This is a genomic window from Burkholderia sp. MSHR3999 (assembly GCF_000833595.1).
GTDB lineage: Bacteria > Pseudomonadota > Gammaproteobacteria > Burkholderiales > Burkholderiaceae > Burkholderia > Burkholderia ubonensis.
In genome coordinates, this window is record NZ_JRFO01000006.1 from 348,256 (window position 1) to 367,849 (window position 19,594).

Annotated in this window: 17 protein-coding genes; 10 read left to right on the forward strand and 7 right to left on the reverse strand. The window is 66.1% G+C overall.

Annotated features, from left to right (window positions below; translation table 11 throughout):
* Window positions 1–30: 30 nt before the first annotated feature.
* From ileS to dut, 4 genes are all read left to right on the forward strand, one after another.
* On the forward strand, window positions 31–2,868 hold the full coding sequence (ileS, locus tag KY49_RS18855) for an isoleucine--tRNA ligase (RefSeq protein WP_042586120.1): 2,838 nt from the start codon (window positions 31–33) through the stop codon (window positions 2,866–2,868).
* Window positions 2,869–3,369: a signal peptidase II gene (gene lspA, locus KY49_RS18860; protein ID WP_042586121.1), complete on the forward strand. Its 501-nt coding sequence runs from the start codon at window positions 2,869–2,871 to the stop codon at window positions 3,367–3,369.
* A gap of 69 nt (window positions 3,370–3,438) precedes the next feature.
* The gene (gene coaBC, locus KY49_RS18865; protein WP_042586122.1) at window positions 3,439–4,650 is read left to right on the forward strand and encodes a bifunctional phosphopantothenoylcysteine decarboxylase/phosphopantothenate--cysteine ligase CoaBC; all 1,212 of its coding nucleotides are present in this window, start codon (window positions 3,439–3,441) and stop codon (window positions 4,648–4,650) included.
* Between the two features lie 70 nt (window positions 4,651–4,720).
* Window positions 4,721–5,167 (forward strand): dUTP diphosphatase, encoded by a 447-nt coding sequence (gene dut, locus KY49_RS18870; protein ID WP_042586123.1) that lies wholly within the window; start codon window positions 4,721–4,723, stop codon window positions 5,165–5,167.
* A gap of 45 nt (window positions 5,168–5,212) precedes the next feature.
* Here dut and KY49_RS18875 read toward each other — a convergent pair whose 3' ends face one another.
* The 4 genes from KY49_RS18875 to clpS form a co-directional block, all read right to left on the reverse strand.
* A complete protein-coding gene (locus KY49_RS18875) occupies window positions 5,213–5,983 on the reverse strand; it encodes a COG4705 family protein (protein ID WP_042586124.1) in 771 nt (256 codons plus the stop codon).
* 135 nt (window positions 5,984–6,118) lie between these two features.
* Window positions 6,119–7,498 (reverse strand): amino acid permease, encoded by a 1,380-nt coding sequence (locus KY49_RS18880; RefSeq protein ID WP_042586862.1) that lies wholly within the window; start codon window positions 7,496–7,498, stop codon window positions 6,119–6,121.
* Between the two features lie 103 nt (window positions 7,499–7,601).
* Window positions 7,602–9,902, reverse strand: coding sequence for an ATP-dependent Clp protease ATP-binding subunit ClpA (gene clpA / locus KY49_RS18885; RefSeq protein WP_010090927.1), 2,301 nt, complete (start codon window positions 9,900–9,902; stop codon window positions 7,602–7,604).
* A complete protein-coding gene (gene clpS / locus KY49_RS18890; RefSeq protein ID WP_006398529.1) occupies window positions 9,899–10,213 on the reverse strand; it encodes an ATP-dependent Clp protease adapter ClpS in 315 nt (104 codons plus the stop codon). Before clpS ends, clpA begins: the two co-directional genes overlap by 4 nt.
* Before the next feature lie 540 nt (window positions 10,214–10,753).
* Between clpS and KY49_RS18895 the strand changes: the two genes are divergently transcribed.
* The gene (locus KY49_RS18895; protein WP_004196460.1) at window positions 10,754–10,957 is read left to right on the forward strand and encodes a cold-shock protein; all 204 of its coding nucleotides are present in this window, start codon (window positions 10,754–10,756) and stop codon (window positions 10,955–10,957) included.
* Between the two features lie 282 nt (window positions 10,958–11,239).
* Here KY49_RS18895 and KY49_RS18900 read toward each other — a convergent pair whose 3' ends face one another.
* Window positions 11,240–12,844 carry a multicopper oxidase family protein gene (locus KY49_RS18900; RefSeq protein ID WP_042586125.1) on the reverse strand — a complete coding sequence of 535 codons (1,605 nt, stop codon included), beginning with the start codon at window positions 12,842–12,844 and terminating at the stop codon, window positions 11,240–11,242.
* Window positions 12,845–13,376: 532 nt separating this feature from the next.
* Here KY49_RS18900 and KY49_RS18905 point away from each other — a divergent pair.
* Window positions 13,377–13,601, forward strand: coding sequence for a hypothetical protein (locus KY49_RS18905; protein ID WP_042586126.1), 225 nt, complete (start codon window positions 13,377–13,379; stop codon window positions 13,599–13,601).
* An 84-nt stretch (window positions 13,602–13,685) separates the two neighbouring features.
* Here KY49_RS18905 and KY49_RS18910 read toward each other — a convergent pair whose 3' ends face one another.
* Together KY49_RS18910 and icd are read right to left on the reverse strand one after the other, a co-directional pair.
* Window positions 13,686–15,914: an NADP-dependent isocitrate dehydrogenase gene (locus KY49_RS18910; protein ID WP_042586127.1), complete on the reverse strand. Its 2,229-nt coding sequence runs from the start codon at window positions 15,912–15,914 to the stop codon at window positions 13,686–13,688.
* Window positions 15,915–16,192: 278 nt separating this feature from the next.
* A complete protein-coding gene (icd, locus tag KY49_RS18915; protein ID WP_010090922.1) occupies window positions 16,193–17,449 on the reverse strand; it encodes an NADP-dependent isocitrate dehydrogenase in 1,257 nt (418 codons plus the stop codon).
* Between icd and KY49_RS18920 the strand changes: the two genes are divergently transcribed.
* From KY49_RS18920 to KY49_RS18930, 4 genes are all read left to right on the forward strand, one after another.
* Entirely contained in the window at window positions 17,448–17,660 is a 213-nt protein-coding gene (locus KY49_RS18920; RefSeq protein WP_042586128.1) for a hypothetical protein, read from the forward strand. The two genes, icd and KY49_RS18920, sit on opposite strands and share 2 nt — an antisense overlap.
* Before the next feature lie 62 nt (window positions 17,661–17,722).
* Entirely contained in the window at window positions 17,723–18,301 is a 579-nt protein-coding gene (locus tag KY49_RS18925) for a pseudouridine synthase (RefSeq protein WP_042586129.1), read from the forward strand.
* A gap of 266 nt (window positions 18,302–18,567) precedes the next feature.
* On the forward strand, window positions 18,568–18,792 hold the full coding sequence (locus KY49_RS35865) for a hypothetical protein (RefSeq protein WP_071733224.1): 225 nt from the start codon (window positions 18,568–18,570) through the stop codon (window positions 18,790–18,792).
* 161 nt (window positions 18,793–18,953) lie between these two features.
* On the forward strand, window positions 18,954–19,454 hold the full coding sequence (locus KY49_RS18930) for a DUF192 domain-containing protein (RefSeq protein WP_042586130.1): 501 nt from the start codon (window positions 18,954–18,956) through the stop codon (window positions 19,452–19,454).
* Window positions 19,455–19,594 lie beyond the last annotated feature (140 nt).

Below are 19,594 nucleotides of genomic sequence, written 5' to 3' on the forward strand. Positions count from 1 at the left end.
AGCGTCCCCCGATTTGATAGCGATCTCATCATGAGCAACAAGAAAGCCGATTCGAAACCGCAGGCGAAGTATCCGGTCAACCTGCTCGACACGCCGTTCCCGATGCGCGGCGACCTGCCCAAGCGCGAGCCGCAGTGGGTCAAGGAATGGGAAGAACGCGGCATCTACGAGAAGATCCGCGCAGCCAGCCAGGGCCGGCCGAAGTTCATCCTGCACGACGGCCCGCCGTACGCGAACGGCGACATCCACCTCGGCCACGCGGTGAACAAGATCCTGAAGGACATCGTCGTCAAGTCGCGCAACATGGCGGGCTTCGATGCGCCGTACGTGCCGGGCTGGGATTGCCACGGGATGCCGATCGAGATCCAGATCGAGAAGCAGTTCGGCAAGTCGCTGCCGGCGGCCGAAGTGATGACCAAGGCGCGCGCGTACGCGACCGAGCAGATCGAGAAGCAGAAGGGCGGCTTCAAGCGGCTCGGCGTGCTCGGCGACTGGGGCAACCCGTACAAGACGATGAATTTCGTCAACGAGGCGGAAGAGATCCGCGCGCTCGGCAAGATCATCGAGAAGGGCTACGTGTATCGCGGCCTGAAGCCGGTGAACTGGTGCTTCGACTGCGGCTCGGCGCTCGCCGAGGCGGAAGTCGAGTACAAGGACCGCACCGACCCGACGATCGACGTGATGTTCACGTTCGCGGAACCGGAAAAGACCGCGCAGGCGTTCGGCCTGGACGCGCTGCCGCGCCCCGACGGCGGCATCGTGATCTGGACCACCACGCCGTGGACGATCCCGGCGAACCAGGCGCTGAACCTGCATCCGGAGATCGTCTACGCGCTCGTCGACACCGAGCGCGGCCTGCTGATCATCGCGGAAGAGCGCGTCGCCGCGTGCATGGAAGAGTTCAAGCTGACCGGCCGCGTCGTCGCGACGACGCCCGGCGAGAAGCTCGTCAACCTGCGCTTCAACCACCCGCTCGCCGCGGCCCACCCCGGCTACAAGCGCACGTCGCCCGTCTATCTCGGCGACTACGTGACGACCGACACCGGCACCGGCGTCGTGCACTCGTCGCCCGCTTACGGCGTCGAGGACTTCGTGTCCTGCAAGGCGCACGGGATGACCGATTCGGACATCATCAACCCGGTGATGGGCGACGGCCGCTACATCGAATCGCTGCCGCTGTTCGGCGGCCTGTCGATCTGGGACGCGAACCCGAAGATCGTCGACGCGCTGAACGCCGCCGGCACGCTGCTGCGCAACGAGAAGTACACGCACAGCTACATGCACTGCTGGCGCCACAAGACGCCGATCATCTACCGCGCGACGTCGCAGTGGTTCGCCGGCATGGACGTGACGCCGCACGACGGCGGCGCGACGCTGCGCGAAACCGCGCTCGCGGGCGTGGACGCGACCGCGTTCTACCCGTCGTGGGGCAAGCAGCGCCTGCACAGCATGATCGAGAACCGCCCGGACTGGACGCTGTCGCGCCAGCGCCAGTGGGGCGTGCCGATGGCGTTCTTCGTGCACAAGGAAACCGGCGAGCTGCATCCGCGCACGCTCGAATTGCTGGAGGAAGTCGCGAAGCGCGTCGAGCAGTCGGGCATCGAGGCGTGGCAGTCGCTCGACCCGCGCGAGCTGATCGGCGACGACGCGAACATGTACGAGAAGAACCGCGACACGCTCGACGTGTGGTTCGACTCGGGCACGACGCACTGGCACGTGCTGCGCGGCTCGCACAAGGACGCGCTGCAGTTCCCGGCCGACCTGTACCTCGAAGGCTCGGACCAGCACCGCGGCTGGTTCCACTCGTCGCTCTTGACCGCGTCGATGCTCGACGGCCGCGCGCCGTACAAGGGCCTGCTCACGCACGGCTTCACCGTCGACGGCGAAGGCCGCAAGATGAGCAAGTCGCTCGGCAACGGCATCGATCCGCATGAAGTCGCGAACCGCCTCGGCGCGGAGATCATCCGGCTGTGGATCGCGTCGACCGACTATTCGGGCGAGCTCGCGATCTCCGAGGAAATCCTGAAGCGCGTGACGGAAGGCTATCGCCGCATCCGCAACACGCTGCGCTTCCTGCTCGCGAACCTGTCCGATTTCGACTACGCGCAGCATGCGCTGCCGGTCGGCGAGTGGCTCGAGATCGACCGCTACGCGGTCGCGTTCTCCGCACAGCTGCAGGCGGAGCTGCTCGCGCACTACGAGAAATACGAGTTCCACCCGGTCGTCGCGAAGCTGCAGACGTACTGCTCGGAAGACCTCGGCGGCTTCTACCTCGACGTGCTGAAGGATCGCCTGTACACGAGCGCGGCCGATTCGACCGCACGCCGCTCCGCGCAGACGGCGCTCTATCACCTGACGCAGGGCCTGCTGCGCGTGCTCGCGCCGTTCCTGTCGTTCACCGCCGAGGAAGCGTGGAAGGTATTCCAGCCGGCCAGCGACACGATCTTCACGGAAACGTACTACGCGTATCCGGAAGTCGGCAACGCCGACGCGCTGATCGCGAAGTGGACGCTGCTGCGCGACGTGCGCGGCAACGTCACGAAGGCGCTCGAGGAAGCGCGCACCGCGAACCGCATCGGCTCGTCGCTGCAGGCGGAAGTCACGGTGCACGCGAGCGGCGAGCGCTACGACGCGCTGACGAGCCTCGCCGACGACCTGAAGTTCGTGCTGATCACGTCGGCCGCGACGGTCGTCAAGGTCGACGACGAAGCGCACGAGAGCGTCGACGTGGCCGCGTCGACGTACCAGAAGTGCGAGCGCTGCTGGCACTACCGCGAGGACGTCGGCGCGCACGCCGATCACCCGACGCTGTGCGGCCGCTGCTTCTCGAACCTGTTTGAAAACGGCGAAATCCGGAGCGCAGCATAAATGGCGAAAACCCTGTCGAAATCGGCAAGTGGCGCGCTCGCGCCGTGGCTCGGCATTTCGCTGATCGTCATCCTGTTCGACCAGCTGACGAAGATCGCGATCCTGAAGACCTTCGCATACGGCGCGCAGCATGCGCTGACGTCGTTCTTCAACCTCGTGCTCGTCTACAACCGCGGCGCCGCGTTCGGCTTTCTCGCGGCGGCAGGCGGCTGGCAGCGCTGGGCGTTCACCGTGCTCGGCATCGGCGCGACGCTCGTGATCTGCTACCTGCTGAAGCGCCACGGCCACCAGCGCCTGTTCAGCCTGTCGCTCGCGCTGATCCTCGGCGGCGCGCTCGGCAACGTGATCGACCGGCTCGTCTATGGTCACGTGATCGACTTCCTCGACTTCCACGTCGGCGCCTGGCATTTCCCGGCGTTCAACCTCGCCGATTCCGCGATCACGGTCGGCGCGGTGCTGCTGATCTACGACGAGCTGCGTCGCGTGCGCGGCGCACGCTAAGCGCGCATACTCTGCGTCGACGGCCGGCCTCGCGCCGGCCGTCTTGATCGACCCCTTCGGAGGCCCGAGTTGGCACACGCAGAACTCGCAGGAAAACACCTCGTCCTCGGCCTGACGGGCGGCATCGCCTGCTACAAGATCGCCGAGCTGACTCGCCTGCTCACCAAGGCGGGCGCGACCGTGCAGGTCGCGATGACGGAAGCCGCGACCCAGTTCATCACGCCCGTCACGATGCAGGCGCTGTCCGGCCGGCCCGTCTACACGAGCCAGTGGGACCCGCGCGTCGACAACAACATGGCGCACATCGACCTGTCGCGCGACGCCGACGCGATCGTCATCGCGCCCGCGTCGACCGACTTCCTCGCGAAGCTCGCGCACGGGTTCGCGGACGACCTGCTGTCGACGCTGTGCGTCGCGCGCGATTGTCCGCTGCTCGTCGTGCCCGCGATGAACCGCCAGATGTGGCAGAACCCGGCCACCCAGCGCAACGTCGCGCAGCTGCGCGCGGACGGCGTGTCGGTGCTCGGTCCCGATTCCGGCGCGCAGGCGTGCGGCGAGGTCGGCGACGGCCGCATGCTCGAGCCGGAGGCGATCTACGAGGCGATCGTCGCGCATTTCCAGCCGAAGCGGCTCGCGCACCGGCGCGTGCTGATCACGGCCGGCCCGACCTTCGAACCGCTCGACCCGGTGCGCGGGCTCACCAACCGCTCGAGCGGCAAGATGGGCTTCGCGCTCGCGCGCGCGGCGCAGCAGGCCGGCGCGGAAGTGCATCTGGTCGCCGGCCCCGTCGCGCTGGCAACGCCGTGGGGCGTGTACCGGGAAGACGTGCAGACCGCGCAGCAGATGTACGACGCGGTGATGAACGCGGTGCCCGACGCCGACATCTTCATCGCGGTGGCCGCGGTGGCCGACTGGCGCGTGGCGCACCCGGCCGAACACAAGATGAAGAAGACCGCCGACCGCAAGATGCCCGCGCTGACGTTCGTCGAGAACCCGGACATCCTCGCGTCGGTCGCGGCGCTCCCCGATCCGCCGTTCTGCGTCGGCTTCGCGGCGGAAAGCGGCGACCTCGACGTGCACGGCGACGAGAAGCGCAAGCGCAAGAACGTGCCGCTGCTCGTCGGCAATCTCGGCCCGCAGACGTTCGGCCGCGACGACAACGAAGTCGCGCTGTTCGATGCGGCCGGCATCACGCGCCTGCCGCGCGCGCCGAAGGACGAACTCGCGCACGTGCTCGTCGACGAAATCGCGAAGCGCCTGCCCGACAACCGACTGATCTGACCACCTCATCCGACCCGCGCGCGGCGGCGCAACGGCCGCCGCCGCGTCTCTTCCCCGAATCGACGACCGAATGAAACTCGACCTGAAGATCCTCGACGCGCGCATGCGCGACTACCTGCCCGCCTATGCGACGACCGGCAGCGCCGGCCTCGACCTGCGCGCGTGCCTCGACGCGCCGCTGACGCTGAAGCCGGGCGAGACCGCGCTCGTGCCGACCGGCCTCGCGATCCATCTCGCCGACCCCGGCTACGCGGCGCTGATCCTGCCGCGCTCGGGCCTCGGCCACAAGCACGGCATCGTGCTCGGCAACCTGGTCGGCCTGATCGACTCCGACTACCAGGGCGAGCTGATGATCTCGACGTGGAACCGCGGCCAGACCGAATTCGTGCTGAACCCGTTCGAACGCCTCGCGCAGCTCGTGATCGTGCCGGTCGTACAGGCGCAGTTCAACATCGTCAGCGATTTCGCCGCGAGCGATCGCGGCGCGGGCGGCTTCGGCAGCACCGGCCGTCACTGATCGGCAACCGGGGCGGCGCCTGCGCCGCCCCGCTCCCTTCCCCGCTTACTCTTGCGCCGGCCGGCCGATTCGCGCCATGCCCGGCGCCGGCCGACGCGCCGCCGCGAACGTCGCGTATGCGACCATCGCCACCAGCACGCCCAGCAGCACCGCCGACGAGCCGACCGTACCGAGCGCGAGCCCGCCCTTCGCGACCGGCTTCGTCAGCAGGTCGCCGACCGTCGCGCCGAACGGGCGCGTCAGCACGAACGCCGCCCAGAACAGGAAGACGCCGGAGATCCGCGTGAAATAGTGCGCCAGCACGATCGCCGCGAGCAGGCCGCCGATCAGCAGCGCGCCGCCGGCAAAGCCGAGGCCCGAGCTGTCCGCGAGAAAATCGCCGAGCGCGGTGCCGAGCGTGTTCGAGAACAGGATCGCCACCCAGTACAGCAACTCGACCTTGCGCGTGCGGATCGTGTCGACCGACAGCGACTCGCCCGTCAGGCGCCACACCGCGAAGATCGCCAGCAGGATCGCGACGAGAATCGACGAGCCGGCCGCATAGCCGAGGCCGAGCGTGCGGTCCATGAAATCGGACATCGTCGTGCCGGCGGTGCTGGTCGCGACGATCACCGCCCAGTAGATCGCCGGACGATAGCGCGTCGTCTTCAGCTGCGCGCCGAGCGTGACGAGGAAGAAACCGAACAGCAGGATCGAGCTCACCGCGTAGCCGACGTTCAGCGTCATCGACAGCAGGTCGCCGCCGGTTTCGCCGAGCGTGGTCGCGCAGATCTTCATGATCCAGAATGCGAGGGTGATTTCGGGCAGTTTTTTCATTCGAACCTCATGCGGGAAACGCGAGGCGGCGCAAGCCGCCTCCGTGCGGATGGGTCGAATGTAATCGGTGCACGCTTAACGCAGCCTTAGCATCCGTGCATCCCGGGCACGGGCCGTGCGCGGTTGCCGGAGCGCTCAGCGTGCGTGCCGGTGCCGGTAATGCAGCGCGTAAGCGAGCGTCAGCAGCACGACGAACGCGATGCCGACCACCATCGTCATCCGGAACTCGTGCGTGAACGCGGTCGTCAGGAGGATCGCGGCGAGCAGGCCCGCGCCGAGCAGGCTGCCGAACGGATGCCACCACATCCGGAACGCGAGCGCCGGGCCGCGATAATGCCGGCGAAAGCGCAGATGCGTAACGAAGATCATCAGCCACGTGAACAGCGCGCCGAACATCGCGATCGCCATCATCACGGTGAACGCGGTGTCCGGCGACAGCGCGACCAGCACGGCCGCGACCGCGACGCCGCTCGTCGACACCCACAGCGCCGCGCGCGGCACGCCGTTCGCGCCGAGCCGGCCGAACACCGCCGGCGCGAGGCGGGCGCGCGACAGGCTGAACATCATCCGCGTCGTCACGTAGAGCTGGCTGTTCATCGCCGACAGCGCGGCGACCAGCACGACGAAATTGATCACGCCGGCCGCATACGGCACGCGCGTCGCGGCCATCACCTTCACGAACGGGCTTTCGTCGGTGCCGGCCTGCGTCCACGGCACGATCGCGAGCATCAGCGCGAGCGTCAGCAGATAGAACAGCACGAGCCGGAACACGGTCGAGCGGAACGCGCGCGTGACCGCATGCTCCGGGTCGCACGCCTCGCCCGCCGCGATCGCGACGGCTTCGATGCTCATGTAGCTGAAGATCGCGACGATCACCGCGACCCAGGTGCCCCACGGCCCCTTCGGCAGGAAGCCGCCGTGCGCGGTGTAGTTCGCGAAGCCGATGCCGGACGCGGCCGGCGCGGACCAGACCAGATACGCGCCGAGCACGACGAACACGACGATCGCCGCGATCTTCAGCAGCGAGAACGCGTACTCGACTGCCCCGTACAGCGTGACGCTCGCCATGTTCACGGCGATCAGCAGCATCGAGAAGCCGACCACCCAGTACCACCCGGGCACCGTCGGGAACCAGTACTTCATGAACACCGCGATCGCGCTGATCTCGGTGCCGATCGCGAACACGACCGCGAACCAGTACGCGTAGCGCACGAGAAAGCCCGCGAGCGGGCCGACGTAATGCTCCGCATACGCGCCGAACGAACCGGCGGTCGGATGCGCGACGGTCATTTCCGCGAGCGCGCCCATCAGCAGCAGTGCGATCAGCGCGCCTATCGCATACGAAACCATCACGCTCGGGCCGGCGAGCCCGATCGCGAAGCCGCTGCCGAGAAACAGCCCGGTGCCGATCGCGCCGCCGATCGCGATCATCGCCATCTGCCCCGACGACAATGCGTGGCGCAGCCCTTGTTCGCGTTCGACGATGCTGTCGAACGTCCGTTGTTGTTGCGACACTTCTCTCACTCCCCTGCACCCGCGCTGGCGCCGCCGGCGCCAGACAAAACGAAACGGCGCGGAAGACTTCCCGCGCCGTTGGCTGAAACTAACGAACCGTGGCTTATTCGACTTCGACCGCTTCCTCGTTCGGCTTGTGCGGCGGATTCGCCAGCTTGTCGAACGACAACTGCACCTTGTCGCTTTCGTCGACGTCGACCGTCACGTGACCGCCGTTCACCAGCTTGCCGAACAGCAGCTCGTCGGCGAGCGCGCGACGGATCGTGTCCTGGATCAGCCGCTGCATCGGCCGCGCGCCCATCAGCGGGTCGAAGCCGTGCTTCGCGAGATGCTTGCGCAGCGCGTCGGTGAACAGCGCGTCGACCTTCTTCTCGTGCAGCTGCTCCTCGAGCTGGATCAGGAACTTGTCGACCACGCGCATGATGATTTCCTCATCGAGCGAGCGGAAGCTGATGATCGCGTCGAGACGGTTGCGGAACTCCGGCGTGAACAGACGCTTGATGTCGGCCATCTCGTCGCCGGTTTCGCGGCGCGTCGTGAAGCCGATCGTCGCCTTCTGCATCGACTCGGCGCCCGCGTTCGTCGTCATGATGATGATGACGTTGCGGAAATCCGCCTTGCGACCGTTGTTGTCCGTCAGCGTGCCGTGGTCCATCACCTGCAGCAGCACGTTGAAGATGTCCGGATGCGCCTTCTCGATCTCGTCGAGCAGCAGCACGCAGTGCGGCTTCTTCGTGACGGCTTCGGTCAGGAGGCCGCCCTGGTCGAACCCGACGTAGCCCGGCGGCGCGCCGATCAGGCGGCTCACCGCGTGGCGCTCCATGTATTCCGACATGTCGAAGCGGATCAGCTCGATGCCGAGCGTGAACGCGAGCTGGCGCGCCACCTCGGTCTTGCCGACGCCCGTCGGGCCGGAGAACAGGAATGCGCCGATCGGCTTGTCCATCTTGCCGAGGCCCGCGCGCGCCATCTTGATCGATGCCGCGAGCGCGTCGATCGCCGGGTCCTGGCCGAACACGACGCTCTTCAGGTCGCGGTCGAGCGTCTGCAGCTTGCTGCGGTCGTCCTGCGACACGCTCTGCGCCGGCACGCGCGCGATCTTCGCGATGATTTCCTCGATCTCGCTCTTGCCGATCGTCTTCTTCTGCTTCGACTTCGGCAGGATGCGCTGCGCGGCGCCCGCCTCGTCGATCACGTCGATCGCCTTGTCGGGCAGGTGACGGTCGGTGATGAAGCGCGCCGACAGCTCGGCCGCCGCCGACAGCGCGCCCGACGAATACTTGACGCCGTGGTGCTCCTCGAAGCGCGACTTCAGCCCGCGCAGGATCGCGACCGTCTGCTCGACGGTCGGCTCGGTAACGTCGACCTTCTGGAAGCGCCGCGACAGCGCCGCATCCTTCTCGAAGATGCCGCGATATTCGGTGAACGTCGTGGCTCCAATGCACTTGAGCGTGCCCGACGACAGCGCGGGCTTCAGCAGGTTCGACGCATCGAGCGTGCCGCCCGACGCGGCGCCCGCGCCGATCAGCGTATGGATCTCGTCGATGAACAGGATCGCGTGCGGACGCTCCTTCAGTTCCTTCAGCACCGTCTTCAGGCGCTGCTCGAAATCGCCGCGATACTTGGTGCCCGCGAGCAGCGCGCCCATGTCGAGCGAGTAGACCTGCGCGTTCGCGAGGATGTCCGGCACTTCGCCGCGCGTGATGCGGTACGCGAGCCCTTCCGCGATCGCGGTCTTGCCGACGCCGGCCTCGCCGACGAGCAGCGGATTGTTCTTGCGGCGGCGGCACAGCACCTGCACGACGCGCTCGACTTCGGACTCGCGCCCGATCAGCGGATCGATGCGGCCGTCCTTCGCCATCTGGTTCAGGTTCTGCGTGAACTGCGCGAGCGGGGTTTCCTTCTGCGCGTTCGCGTCCTCGCTCTCCGCATTCGCGTCGCTCGCCTTCGCGGCCTCGCCGCTGTTCGTCTTCGCGATGCCGTGCGAGATGAAGTTGACGACGTCGAGGCGGGTGACGCCCTGCTGCTGCAGGTAGTACACCGCGTGGGAGTCCTTCTCGCCGAAGATCGCGACGAGCACGTTCGCGCCGGTGACTTCCTTCTTGCCGTTGGAAGTCGACTGGACATGCATGATCGCGCGCTGGATCACGCGCTGGAAACCGAGCGTCGGTTGCGTATCGACGTCGTCGGTGCCCGGGACCGTGGGCGTATTGTCGTGGATGAAATTGCGCAGGTTCTGACGCAGGTCCTCGATGTTCGCCGCACACGCGCGCAACACCTCGGCCGCCGTCGGATTATCCAGCAGGGCCAGCAGCAGATGCTCGACCGTTATGAACTCATGGCGCGCCTGACGTGCTTCCATGAACGCCATGTGCAGGCTGACTTCCAATTCCTGGGCAATCATGCTTCCTCCATCACGCACTGCAGCGGATGCCCTGCCTGCCGCGCATGGGTAACGACTTGCTCAACCTTGGTCGACGCGATGTCCCGCGTATAGACCCCACAAACCCCTCGCCCTTCGCGATGGACCTTCAGCATGATCTGCGTGGCCGTCTCGCGATCCTTCTTGAAATACTCCTGCACGACCATCACGACGAACTCCATCGGCGTGAAGTCGTCGTTGAGCAGCACCACCTTGTACATCGAAGGCGGCTTCAGCTTCTGCTGCTTGCGTTCCAGGACGGTGCTGTCCTGCTTGTCCGGGATAATCGCCATACACCCATTCTAAACAACTCGGACAGGCCCGCAATCCTGCCATTACCCGACCGACCGGCCGGCGCCCTCCCCGGAAGCCCGGAATCACGCGCTTGCGCTCGCGCCATGCGAAAGCCGGCTGCGGTGCCGGCTTTCACAGGTGGCGCGGGACACGCACCGTCACGGGGATTCGCACCGCGACGTCGCGTCCGCATCCAGTATCCCACAAGCAAGGGAAGCTCGAACGCGTGTCACTCGAGCCTGGTATGTGAGCCGATTATGCGACTTTTCAAGTCCGCGCGCTTGCGACGATGCCGACGGGCAAAGCCGGAAAAACCCTGAAAATGGGTTCTTTACAACGGCCCCCTATACGTCTAAAAATTTTCTTGACACTCCAATAAAGAGCGCCAACAATCAAGCTGGCACTTTTTTCAATTTGTCTGAACGGCAAACGAGAAAGGCCGAGGTGAGCTGTGAGGGGGGAACGGCTGTATTTTCCGGTCGTTTAGCTTTTCGAGCGTGCTCGTGGTAGGTAGCGACTGTGTGACAGGGGAAGTAGGTATGGCAACTGGTATTGTCAAATGGTTCAATGACGCGAAGGGCTTCGGTTTCATCACTCCCGACGAGGGCGGTGAGGATCTGTTCGCACACTTCTCGGCCATCAACATGCAGGGTTTCAAGACCCTGAAGGAAGGCCAGAAGGTGAGCTTCGAGGTCGTCCAAGGACCGAAAGGCAAGCAGGCTTCGAATATCCAGGCTGCCTGAGGGCAACGGATTTCGGACGAGGAAACCCGGCGAAACGCCGGGTTTCTTTTTTTGCAGTCGGCAGGTGTCTTTTTGATTGGCCGAGCTTTTCGTCTAATTGCGATGAGTCGCAGTTGATTATCTTGCCGTGCGTGCAGATCGCACACGGTGCGCCATTTTGTGAAACAACGGCGGCGCGTGTCATGACGACGTCAACCGAACGCCATGCTCCACGCCTGAGCGGACAACGCCCGCCCCGCGCCAGCGGGCAGGGCGGAATCGTCGACCGTCGTCGACGGCGCGTCATACGACCTTCAGCGTCCCCATCATGCCGAGATCCTCGTGCTCGAGGATGTGGCAATGGAACATGCGCTCGCCGCGCAAGTCCTGCGTCGTGAGCAACGTCACGGTTTCGCCGCTGCGCACGTTCACCGTATCGCGCCATGCTCGGAACGGCTCCGGCGTGCGGGCGCCACCCGACGCGCGCTCGATCACCTGGAACTGCGTTCCGTGCAGATGGAACGGGTGATCCATGTCGGTTTCGTTGCGGATCGTCCAGCGTTCGACGTCGCCCGCACGGCTCGTCAGCGTCGCCCGGTGCGGTGCGTACACATCACCGTTGATCGTGAAGCGCATGCCGGACGGACGGCCGTGCGCGGGCCCAGCCATCATCGCGTCCATGTCCATTTCCTCGCCGAACGCCACCGTCTTGTCCGCGACCGGCTTCCCGAGTTCGGGCACCGCGCGCAGCGTCGCGGGCAGCGATCGCGCGGCGGCCGGCGCGAATGCGACGTCGGCGAGCGGCAGCGCCGGATCCGGCGGCAGGCTGCCGTGCCCGTCGTCCGACATCGCCATCTTGCGCCGGTCGTATTCGGCCGCGACCAGCACCGCGCGCGACGCGCGGTCGCCGGCACGCACCAGCAACTCCGCGCGCTCGCCCGGCGTGAGCAGTAGCGACGTGACGCGGCGCGGCGTCTCCAGCAGCCCGCCGTCGGTGCCCGCCTGCTCGAACGCGCGGCCGTCGTCGAACGCGAGCCGCAGATAGCGCGCGCTGCACGCGTTCCACACGCGCCAGCGCTCGTCGCCCGCGACCTCGATGCGCGGCCGCCGCGCGCCGTTGACCAGCACGAACTGGCCTTCACGGCCGTTCATCCAGTCCATCATGTCGTTCGACGCGATCGTGCCGTCGCGAGCGAGCTTCAGATCGGACACGAACAGGTTGCGTTCCGGCCAGCCGGCGAGCGGATCGTCCGCCGCGCGCACGACGAACGGCCCCGCCAGCCCGCGAAACACCTGCTCGGCCGTCATCATGTGCGGATGCGGGTGATACCAGTACGTGCCCGCGCTCCCCTTCGGCAGCGTGAAGCGATAGACGTGCGACGCGCCCGGCGCGACCGGCGCGGACGGATTGCCGTCCTGGTCGGGCGGCACCGGCAGCCCGTGCCAGTGTATCGTCGACGGCTGCGGCAACCGGTTCACGAAACGAATCTCGACCGTCTCGCCTTCGCGCACGTCGATCAGCGGGCCAACGACCGGCCCCTGGGCGCCGTCGCCGAATTGCCAGAACGTCGTCGGTCGCGCGCCGCGCAGCATCGGGCGCGTGACCGGCTGCGCGACGAGCGTCGCGCGAAACGTCCCGGGCTCGCGGCTCTCGTTCGCGAGCGTGCGCAGCGACGCCAGCGGCGCGCCGGCCGGCAACGCATCGGCGGCGGCGAGCGGGGCCGGTCGCGCCGCCGGCGCATGCTTGCCGTGCTGCCCGTGCGACGCCGTGCCCGGCATCCCGGGCATGTCGCCCATCTCCATGTCGGCCATGCCGGCGTGACCCGCGTGCTGCGCCCACGCGCTGCGCGCGACCAGCGACGCGACGGCGACGCCGACGGCGCGCGACAGGAAGGTTCTCCGTATCATCAATCGTTCCTCGTTCTCGACGGTATGGTTCGGGAAGTGGCGGCTGTCCGGGCTGCCCGCGTCATCATAACCGGGTACCCGCCCTGTCAAGTGACCGCGTGCCTCTCCCATCGCTCCACCTCCTCGTGATTGCGTGCGCGACGCTCACTCCGCGGCCATGCCGCGTCCGTCACGCGCTTCGCTCGTCCAGGTTGACCAAAATTTCACGATGCGGAACACGCCATTGCCTTATAAAAATTCGTGGTGCAGAGCACAAATATCCTGTTTCGCGATGCCGAAAACCGTTCCGCAATACAAAACAAAATATGTAATTCATTGTTTTTTAACATGAATTTTTGTTTTGATCAGTGCTTCTACACGCACCATCCGAGCGGCCCCCGGACGTAGACTTCCTCACATGCACTGGCGTTACGCAACGACGTTCGGCACGCACGATCGACAAGCCCGACGCAACCGCCAGTCGAGCCAGCATCTGCTGGACACCGGCAGGCGGCGCAAACGAATCGCATGTGATCAGAAAGGGAGAACGGAAATGAAGGGATTTCGCTTTGGCTCAGCGCTCGGGTCGTTCTACATCCTGCCGGGCAACGGCGGCTGGGAAGCGACGTTCGGCAATGCATTGCTCGGCGCGTTCTCGTGCCCCGAGCAAGCCGCAGACCACATCTCCCGCGGCGACTGCCCGCAACTGCCCGATCTGGATACGGCGACACTCGAAGTTCCGCACGAAATCGCGGAATGGGAAATCGTCCACGTGTAAGTAATAGTCCTGCAACGAAAAACGCCCCGCGCGTGCGGGGCGTTTCTCTTTCCGGCCGGCCTCGATGCCAGGCCGCGCGCGTCGTCAAGCGACCGCGTCGACGATGCCGTTCAGCGTCGCGCTCGGACGCATCGCCTGGCTCGTCAGGTCGACGTTCGGGCGATAGTAGCCGCCGATGCTCACCGGCTTGCCCTGCGCCGCGCCCAGCTCCTCGAGGATGCGCGCCTCGTTGTCGGCGAGCGCTTTCGCGACGCCGGCGAACTGCGCCTGCAGCGCCGCGTCGTCGGTTTGCGCGGCAAGCGCCTGCGCCCAGTACAGGCACAGGTAGAAGTGGCTGCCGCGGTTGTCGAGGCCGCCGACCTTGCGCGCCGGAGACTTGTTCTCGTCGAGGAACTTGCCGGTCGCCTGGTCGAGCGTCTTCGCGAGCACGAGCGCCTTCGGGTTGCCGTAAGCCTGGCCGAGGTGCTCGAGCGACGCCGCGAGCGCGAGGAATTCGCCGAGCGAATCCCAGCGCAGGAAGCCCTCTTCGACGAACTGCTGGACGTGCTTCGGCGCGGAGCCGCCCGCACCCGTTTCGAACATGCCGCCACCTGCCATCAGCGGGACGATCGACAGCATCTTCGCGCTGGTGCCGAGTTCCATGATCGGGAACAGGTCGGTCAGGTAGTCGCGCAGCACGTTGCCCGTCACCGAGATCGTGTCCTTGCCCGCGCGGATGCGCTCGAGCGAGAAGCGGGTCGCGTCGACCGGCGTCATGATGCGGATGTCGAGGCCGTTCGTGTCGTGATCCTTCAGGTAGCGCTCGACCTTCGCGATGACCTGCGCGTCGTGCGCGCGCGCCGGATCGAGCCAGAACACGGCCGGCGCGCCGGTCGCGCGGGCGCGGTTCACCGCGAGCTTCACCCAGTCCTGGATCGGCGCATCCTTGGCCTGGCACATGCGCCACACGTCGCCCGCTTCGACCGCGTGCTCGAGCAGCACGTTGCCCGCTTCGTCGGTGACGCGCACGACGCCGTCCGCCGGAATCTGGAACGTCTTGTCGTGCGAACCGTATTCTTCGGCCGCCTGCGCCATCAGGCCGACGTTCGGCACGCTGCCCATCGTGACCGGGTCGAACGCGCCGTGCCGCTTGCAGTCTTCGATGACGGCCTGGTAGACGCCCGCGTAGCAGCGGTCCGGAATCACGGCCTTCGCGTCGTACAGCTCGCCGTCCGGGCCCCACATGCGGCCCGACTCGCGGATCATCGCCGGCATCGACGCGTCGACGATCACGTCGCTCGGCACGTGCAGGTTCGTGATGCCCTTGTCGGAGTTGACCATCGCGAGGCGCGGACGCGCCGCGTACACGGCCTTGATGTCGGCCTCGATCGCTTCACGCGTGTCGGCCGGCATGTCCCTCAGGCGCGCGTACAGGTCGCCGATGCCGTTGTTCGGGTTGAAGCCGGCCCGCGCGAGCACGTCGGCGTGCTTCGCGAGCGCATCCTGGTAGTACACCGACACGGCGTGGCCGAACAGGATCGGGTCCGAGACCTTCATCATGGTCGCCTTCAGGTGCACCGAGAACAGCACGCCCTGCGCCTTCGCGTCGGCGATCTGCGCTTCGAGGAAGCTGCGCAGTGCCTTCTTGCTCATCACCGACGCGTCGATGATCTCGCCGGCCTTGACGGCCGTCTTTTCCTTCAGGACCTGCTTCGTGCCGTCGGCCTTCGTCAGTTCGATCTTCACGCTGCCGGCGTCGGCGATCAGCGCCGACTTCTCGCTGCCGTAGAAGTCGCCTTCGCTCATGTGCGCGACGTGCGCCTTCGAGTCGGCCTGCCACGCGCCCATCTTGTGCGGATGCTTGCGGGCGTAGTTCTTGACCGACAGCGGCGCGCGGCGGTCGGAGTTGCCTTCGCGCAGCACCGGGTTCACCGCGCTGCCCTTGATCTTGTCGTAACGGGCCTTGACGGCCTTCTCTTCATCGGTCGACGGCTCTTCCGGATAGGCCGGCAGCGCGTAGCCCTGTGCCTGCAGCTCGGCGATCGCGGCCTTCAGCTGCGGCACCGACGCGCTGATGTTCGGCAGCTTGATGATGTTCGCTTCCGGCTTAAGCGTGAGCTGGCCCAGTTCGGCCAGATCGTCCGAACCCTTCTGCCCGGGCGGCAGGACGTCCGCGAATGCGGCGATGATGCGGCCGGCGAGCGAGATGTCGCGCGTCTCGACGGCGACGCCGGACGAGCGCGTGAAGGCCTTGACGATCGGCAGCAGCGAGTAGGTCGCGAGCGCGGGCGCTTCGTCGGTGAGGGTGTAGATGATCTTGGGCGAAGTGGACATGGTCGATGCGTTGCTACGTGAGAATTGGGACTGAAGATCGCCGGCGGTAACCGGCGGGAGGGCGACCGGGTCGGTCGCGTAAGAGAAAGCGCGCGGTCAACCGGGCGCGGGTATTGCGAGGGCCGTCATGTTCTACCTTGCAGGGCACGCGGGCCGCGACGCGGCGTCGCGTTTCCGGGCACCGGAGCGCCCTGCCAAACCTGCCATCCACGAAACGCCCCGGCGCCGGCAGTGGGCGCCGGGGCGGCCGGCCATGCGCCGGCACACCCCGGAGGGACTTACATGTTCTCGATCAGCACTTCACCGAAGCCCGAGCACGACACCTGCGTCGCGCCTTCCATCAGGCGCGCGAAGTCGTACGTGACGCGCTTCTGCTGAATCGACTTTTCCATCGCGGCGATGATGGTGTCGGCCGCCTCGGTCCAGCCGAGATGGCGCAGCATCATTTCGGCCGACAGGATCTCGGAACCGGGGTTCACGTAATCCTTGCCCGCGTACTTCGGCGCGGTGCCGTGGGTCGCCTCGAACATCGCGACCGAATCCGACAGGTTCGCGCCCGGCGCGATGCCGATGCCGCCGACCTGCGCGGCCAGCGCGTCGGAGATGTAGTCGCCGTTCAGGTTCAGCGTCGCGATCACGTCGTATTCGGCCGGGCGCAGCAGGATCTGCTGCAGGAACGCGTCGGCGATCGAGTCCTTGATGACGATCTCGCCGCCCGTCTTCGGGTTCTTCACGCGCATCCACGGGCCGCCGTCGATCAGCTCGCCGCCGAACTCCTTCTGCGCGAGCGCGTAGCCGGCGTCACGGAACAGGCCTTCCGTGAACTTCATGATGTTGCCCTTGTGCACCAGCGTGACCGACTTGCGGTCGTTGTCGATCGCGTACTGGATCGCCTTGCGCACGAGCCGCTCGGTGCCTTCCGTCGACACGGGCTTGACGCCGATCCCCGAGGTTTCCGGGAAGCGGATCTTCTTCACGCCCATCTCGTCCTGCAGGAACTGGATGACCTTCTTCGCCTGCTCCGAGCCGGCCGCCCATTCGATGCCCGCGTAGATGTCTTCCGAGTTCTCGCGGAAGATCACCATGTCGATCTTTTGCGGCTCGCGCACCGGCGACGGCACGCCCTTGAAGTACTGGACCGGGCGCAGGCACACGTACAGGTCGAGCTCCTGGCGCAGCGCGACGTTCAGCGAGCGGATGCCGCCGCCGACCGGGGTCGTCAGCGGCCCCTTGATCGACACCACGTATTCCTTCAGCACCTGCAGCGTCTCGTCCGGCAGCCACACGTCCGGGCCGTAGACCTTCGTCGCCTTCTCGCCCGCGTAGATCTCCATCCAGTGGATCTTGCGCTTGCCCTTGTACGCCCGTTCGACCGCGGCGTCGACGACCTTGATCATGACCGGCGTGATGTCGAAGCCCGTGCCGTCGCCTTCGATGTACGGAATGATCGGCTGGTCGGAAACGTTGAGCGTGTAATCCTGGTTGACGGTGATCTTGTCACCGCCGTCCGGAACCTTGATGTGCTGATACGGCATGATCGACTCCAGTGACGTGGCTGAGCAGGTGATTCTGGTCGAAGCTGCGTGCGCCGGGGCGCGCATCAAGGGCACCCCCGTGACTGCCGCAGCGAGCCGCTATTCTAGCGCCCGATTCGGGCGCGGCGGCGCGATGCGCGGCGCTGCGTATCAAGTCTCCCCTTATGTCTTATATAAGACAGATGACTTGGCGTTCCGTATTATGCATTAAGATTCCGCCATTTGCCATAGACCGCCCGGCGCGCACCGTCGCGCCGGGCGCGCGTCCCTGCCATGACCTTGATCGCCCTCAACAAGCCGTTCGGTACGATTTGCCAGTTTTCCGCGCACGAAACGCGACCGTCGCTCGGCGACTGGGTCAAGACGCCCGGCGTCTACGCGGCCGGCCGGCTCGACGCGGACAGCGAAGGCCTGCTGCTGCTCACCGACGACGGCGCGCTGCAGGCCCGCATCGCCGAGCCGCGCCACAAGCTCGTCAAGCGCTACTGGGCGCAGGTCGAAGGCGCGCCGGGGCCGGCCGACCTGAAGGCGCTCGCGCGCGGCGTCGATCTCGGCGACTACGTGACGCGCGCGTGCCGCGCCGAATTCATCGAGCCGCCCGACGCGCTGTGGCCGCGCAATCCGCCGATCCGTTACCGCGCCGCGATCCCGACCACCTGGATCGAGCTCGCGATCACCGAAGGCAAGAACCGCCAGGTGCGCCGGATGACGGCGGCGGTCGGCTTTCCGACGCTGCGCCTCGTGCGGGTCGGCATCGGTTCACTGGATATATTTGCGCTCGGCATTGCGCCGAGAGAAACAATCACCCTGCCGCCGCGTGCGCCGTGGGACGGTTACGCGCGCACCGAATGACATTTGCGTGACGCGTGATTTTTTTCGTCAACCACCTGCGAAGATCGTGCGTTAAACGACGCAGATGCCACCCAGAGCTATCCGGCATTGGCGTCCGAGCCGCTTTGCGTCGTGCAAACGACGTTTTTTCGAATGCGATTCGGCGCCCGCAGCGCAAAGAGAAATTTCTTGGAGCGTCTGTCAACCGAAAGGTGGATGGCACCGTTAGACGACATGACTCCTATGCCGGGTCATTTGGTTAATTAACTAAAGCTGAGGAACACAACATGAACAAACTGATCGCCGCTCTGGTCGCTGGCCTCTTCGCAACGGCAGCTTTCGCACAAGCTTCGGCACCGGCAGCTGCTCCGGCAGCTCCGGCAGCAGAAAAGGCAGAAGCTGCTTCGGCACCGGCGAAGAAGGCTGCAAAGAAGCACCACGCAAAGAAGCACCACGCTTCGAAGAAGGCTGCTGCTAGCGCCGCTGAAGCCCCGGCTGCTGCTTCGAACTAAGTAAGCAAGCTGTAAAAATAACGCAGTCAAGAACCAGCAGTTGCCGTTCTTACGGCGTTGAAAGGCAGGTCACCGCAAGGCGATCTGCCTTTTTCTTTTGTGTGCCCGCGTGTGCGCTTCGCGTACCATGCGGGTCTCGTTTTCCCGAAAGGAGCCCTGCTGTGCGATTCTCCCTGCGCTCGTCGCTCGGCCGCCTTGCGCGCGCCGCCATGTTTCCCGTCGCGTTCGGCGTCGCCGCGCTCGGCATGCAAACCGCCGTCGCGCAGATGCCGCCCGGCGCCAAGCAGCCGAGCGAGTTTCCGCGCGCGAAGCTGCGCGCCGGCATGTACGTGATCGACGCGGCCGTCGCGGCCAACGACGCCGACCGCGAACAGGGGCTGATGTACCGCTCGCAGCTCGCGCCGAACGAAGGGATGCTGTTCGTGTTCAACGAGAACGCGGTGCACTGCTTCTGGATGAAGAACACGCTGATCCCGCTGTCGATCGCCTTCATCCGCGCGGACGGCACGATTACCGACATCGACGAGATGCAGGCCGAGACGACCAGCAACCACTGCCCGCGCAACAACGGCGTCTATGCGCTCGAGATGAGCAAGGGCTGGTTCGCGGCGAAGGGCATCAAGCCCGGCATGAAGCTCGACGGGCTGCCGAAGCCGCAGTGACGCGCGCGGCGCGACCCCATGCATGCCGGCCGGCCGCCTCGCGCGCGCCGGCTTTTTTTTCGCGCGGCGCCCGCTTGATTCCGGCCATGCGGCCCGCATCTGCAAAAGCCACACGCAAGCGCTATGCTTTAAATTTCAAT

Bases quoted from the DNA above. Each gene is read 5' to 3' on its own strand.
- KY49_RS18920 (WP_042586128.1), top strand. From the start codon at position 17,448: ATGATCGACTCCAGTGACGTGGCTGAGCAGGTGATTCTGGTCGAAGCT.
- KY49_RS18925 (WP_042586129.1), top strand. From the start codon at position 17,723: ATGACCTTGATCGCCCTCAACAAGCCGTTCGGTACGATTTGCCAGTTT.
- KY49_RS18895 (WP_004196460.1), top strand. From the start codon at position 10,754: ATGGCAACTGGTATTGTCAAATGGTTCAATGACGCGAAGGGCTTCGGT.
- dut (WP_042586123.1), top strand. From the start codon at position 4,721: ATGAAACTCGACCTGAAGATCCTCGACGCGCGCATGCGCGACTACCTG.
- KY49_RS18910 (WP_042586127.1), bottom strand. From the start codon at position 15,914: ATGTCCACTTCGCCCAAGATCATCTACACCCTCACCGACGAAGCGCCC.
- KY49_RS35865 (WP_071733224.1), top strand. From the start codon at position 18,568: ATGAACAAACTGATCGCCGCTCTGGTCGCTGGCCTCTTCGCAACGGCA.
- clpS (WP_006398529.1), bottom strand. From the start codon at position 10,213: ATGGCGATTATCCCGGACAAGCAGGACAGCACCGTCCTGGAACGCAAG.
- KY49_RS18905 (WP_042586126.1), top strand. From the start codon at position 13,377: ATGAAGGGATTTCGCTTTGGCTCAGCGCTCGGGTCGTTCTACATCCTG.
- KY49_RS18900 (WP_042586125.1), bottom strand. From the start codon at position 12,844: ATGATACGGAGAACCTTCCTGTCGCGCGCCGTCGGCGTCGCCGTCGCG.
- clpA (WP_010090927.1), bottom strand. From the start codon at position 9,902: ATGATTGCCCAGGAATTGGAAGTCAGCCTGCACATGGCGTTCATGGAA.
- KY49_RS18875 (WP_042586124.1), bottom strand. From the start codon at position 5,983: ATGAAAAAACTGCCCGAAATCACCCTCGCATTCTGGATCATGAAGATC.
- icd (WP_010090922.1), bottom strand. From the start codon at position 17,449: ATGCCGTATCAGCACATCAAGGTTCCGGACGGCGGTGACAAGATCACC.
- ileS (WP_042586120.1), top strand. From the start codon at position 31: ATGAGCAACAAGAAAGCCGATTCGAAACCGCAGGCGAAGTATCCGGTC.
- lspA (WP_042586121.1), top strand. From the start codon at position 2,869: ATGGCGAAAACCCTGTCGAAATCGGCAAGTGGCGCGCTCGCGCCGTGG.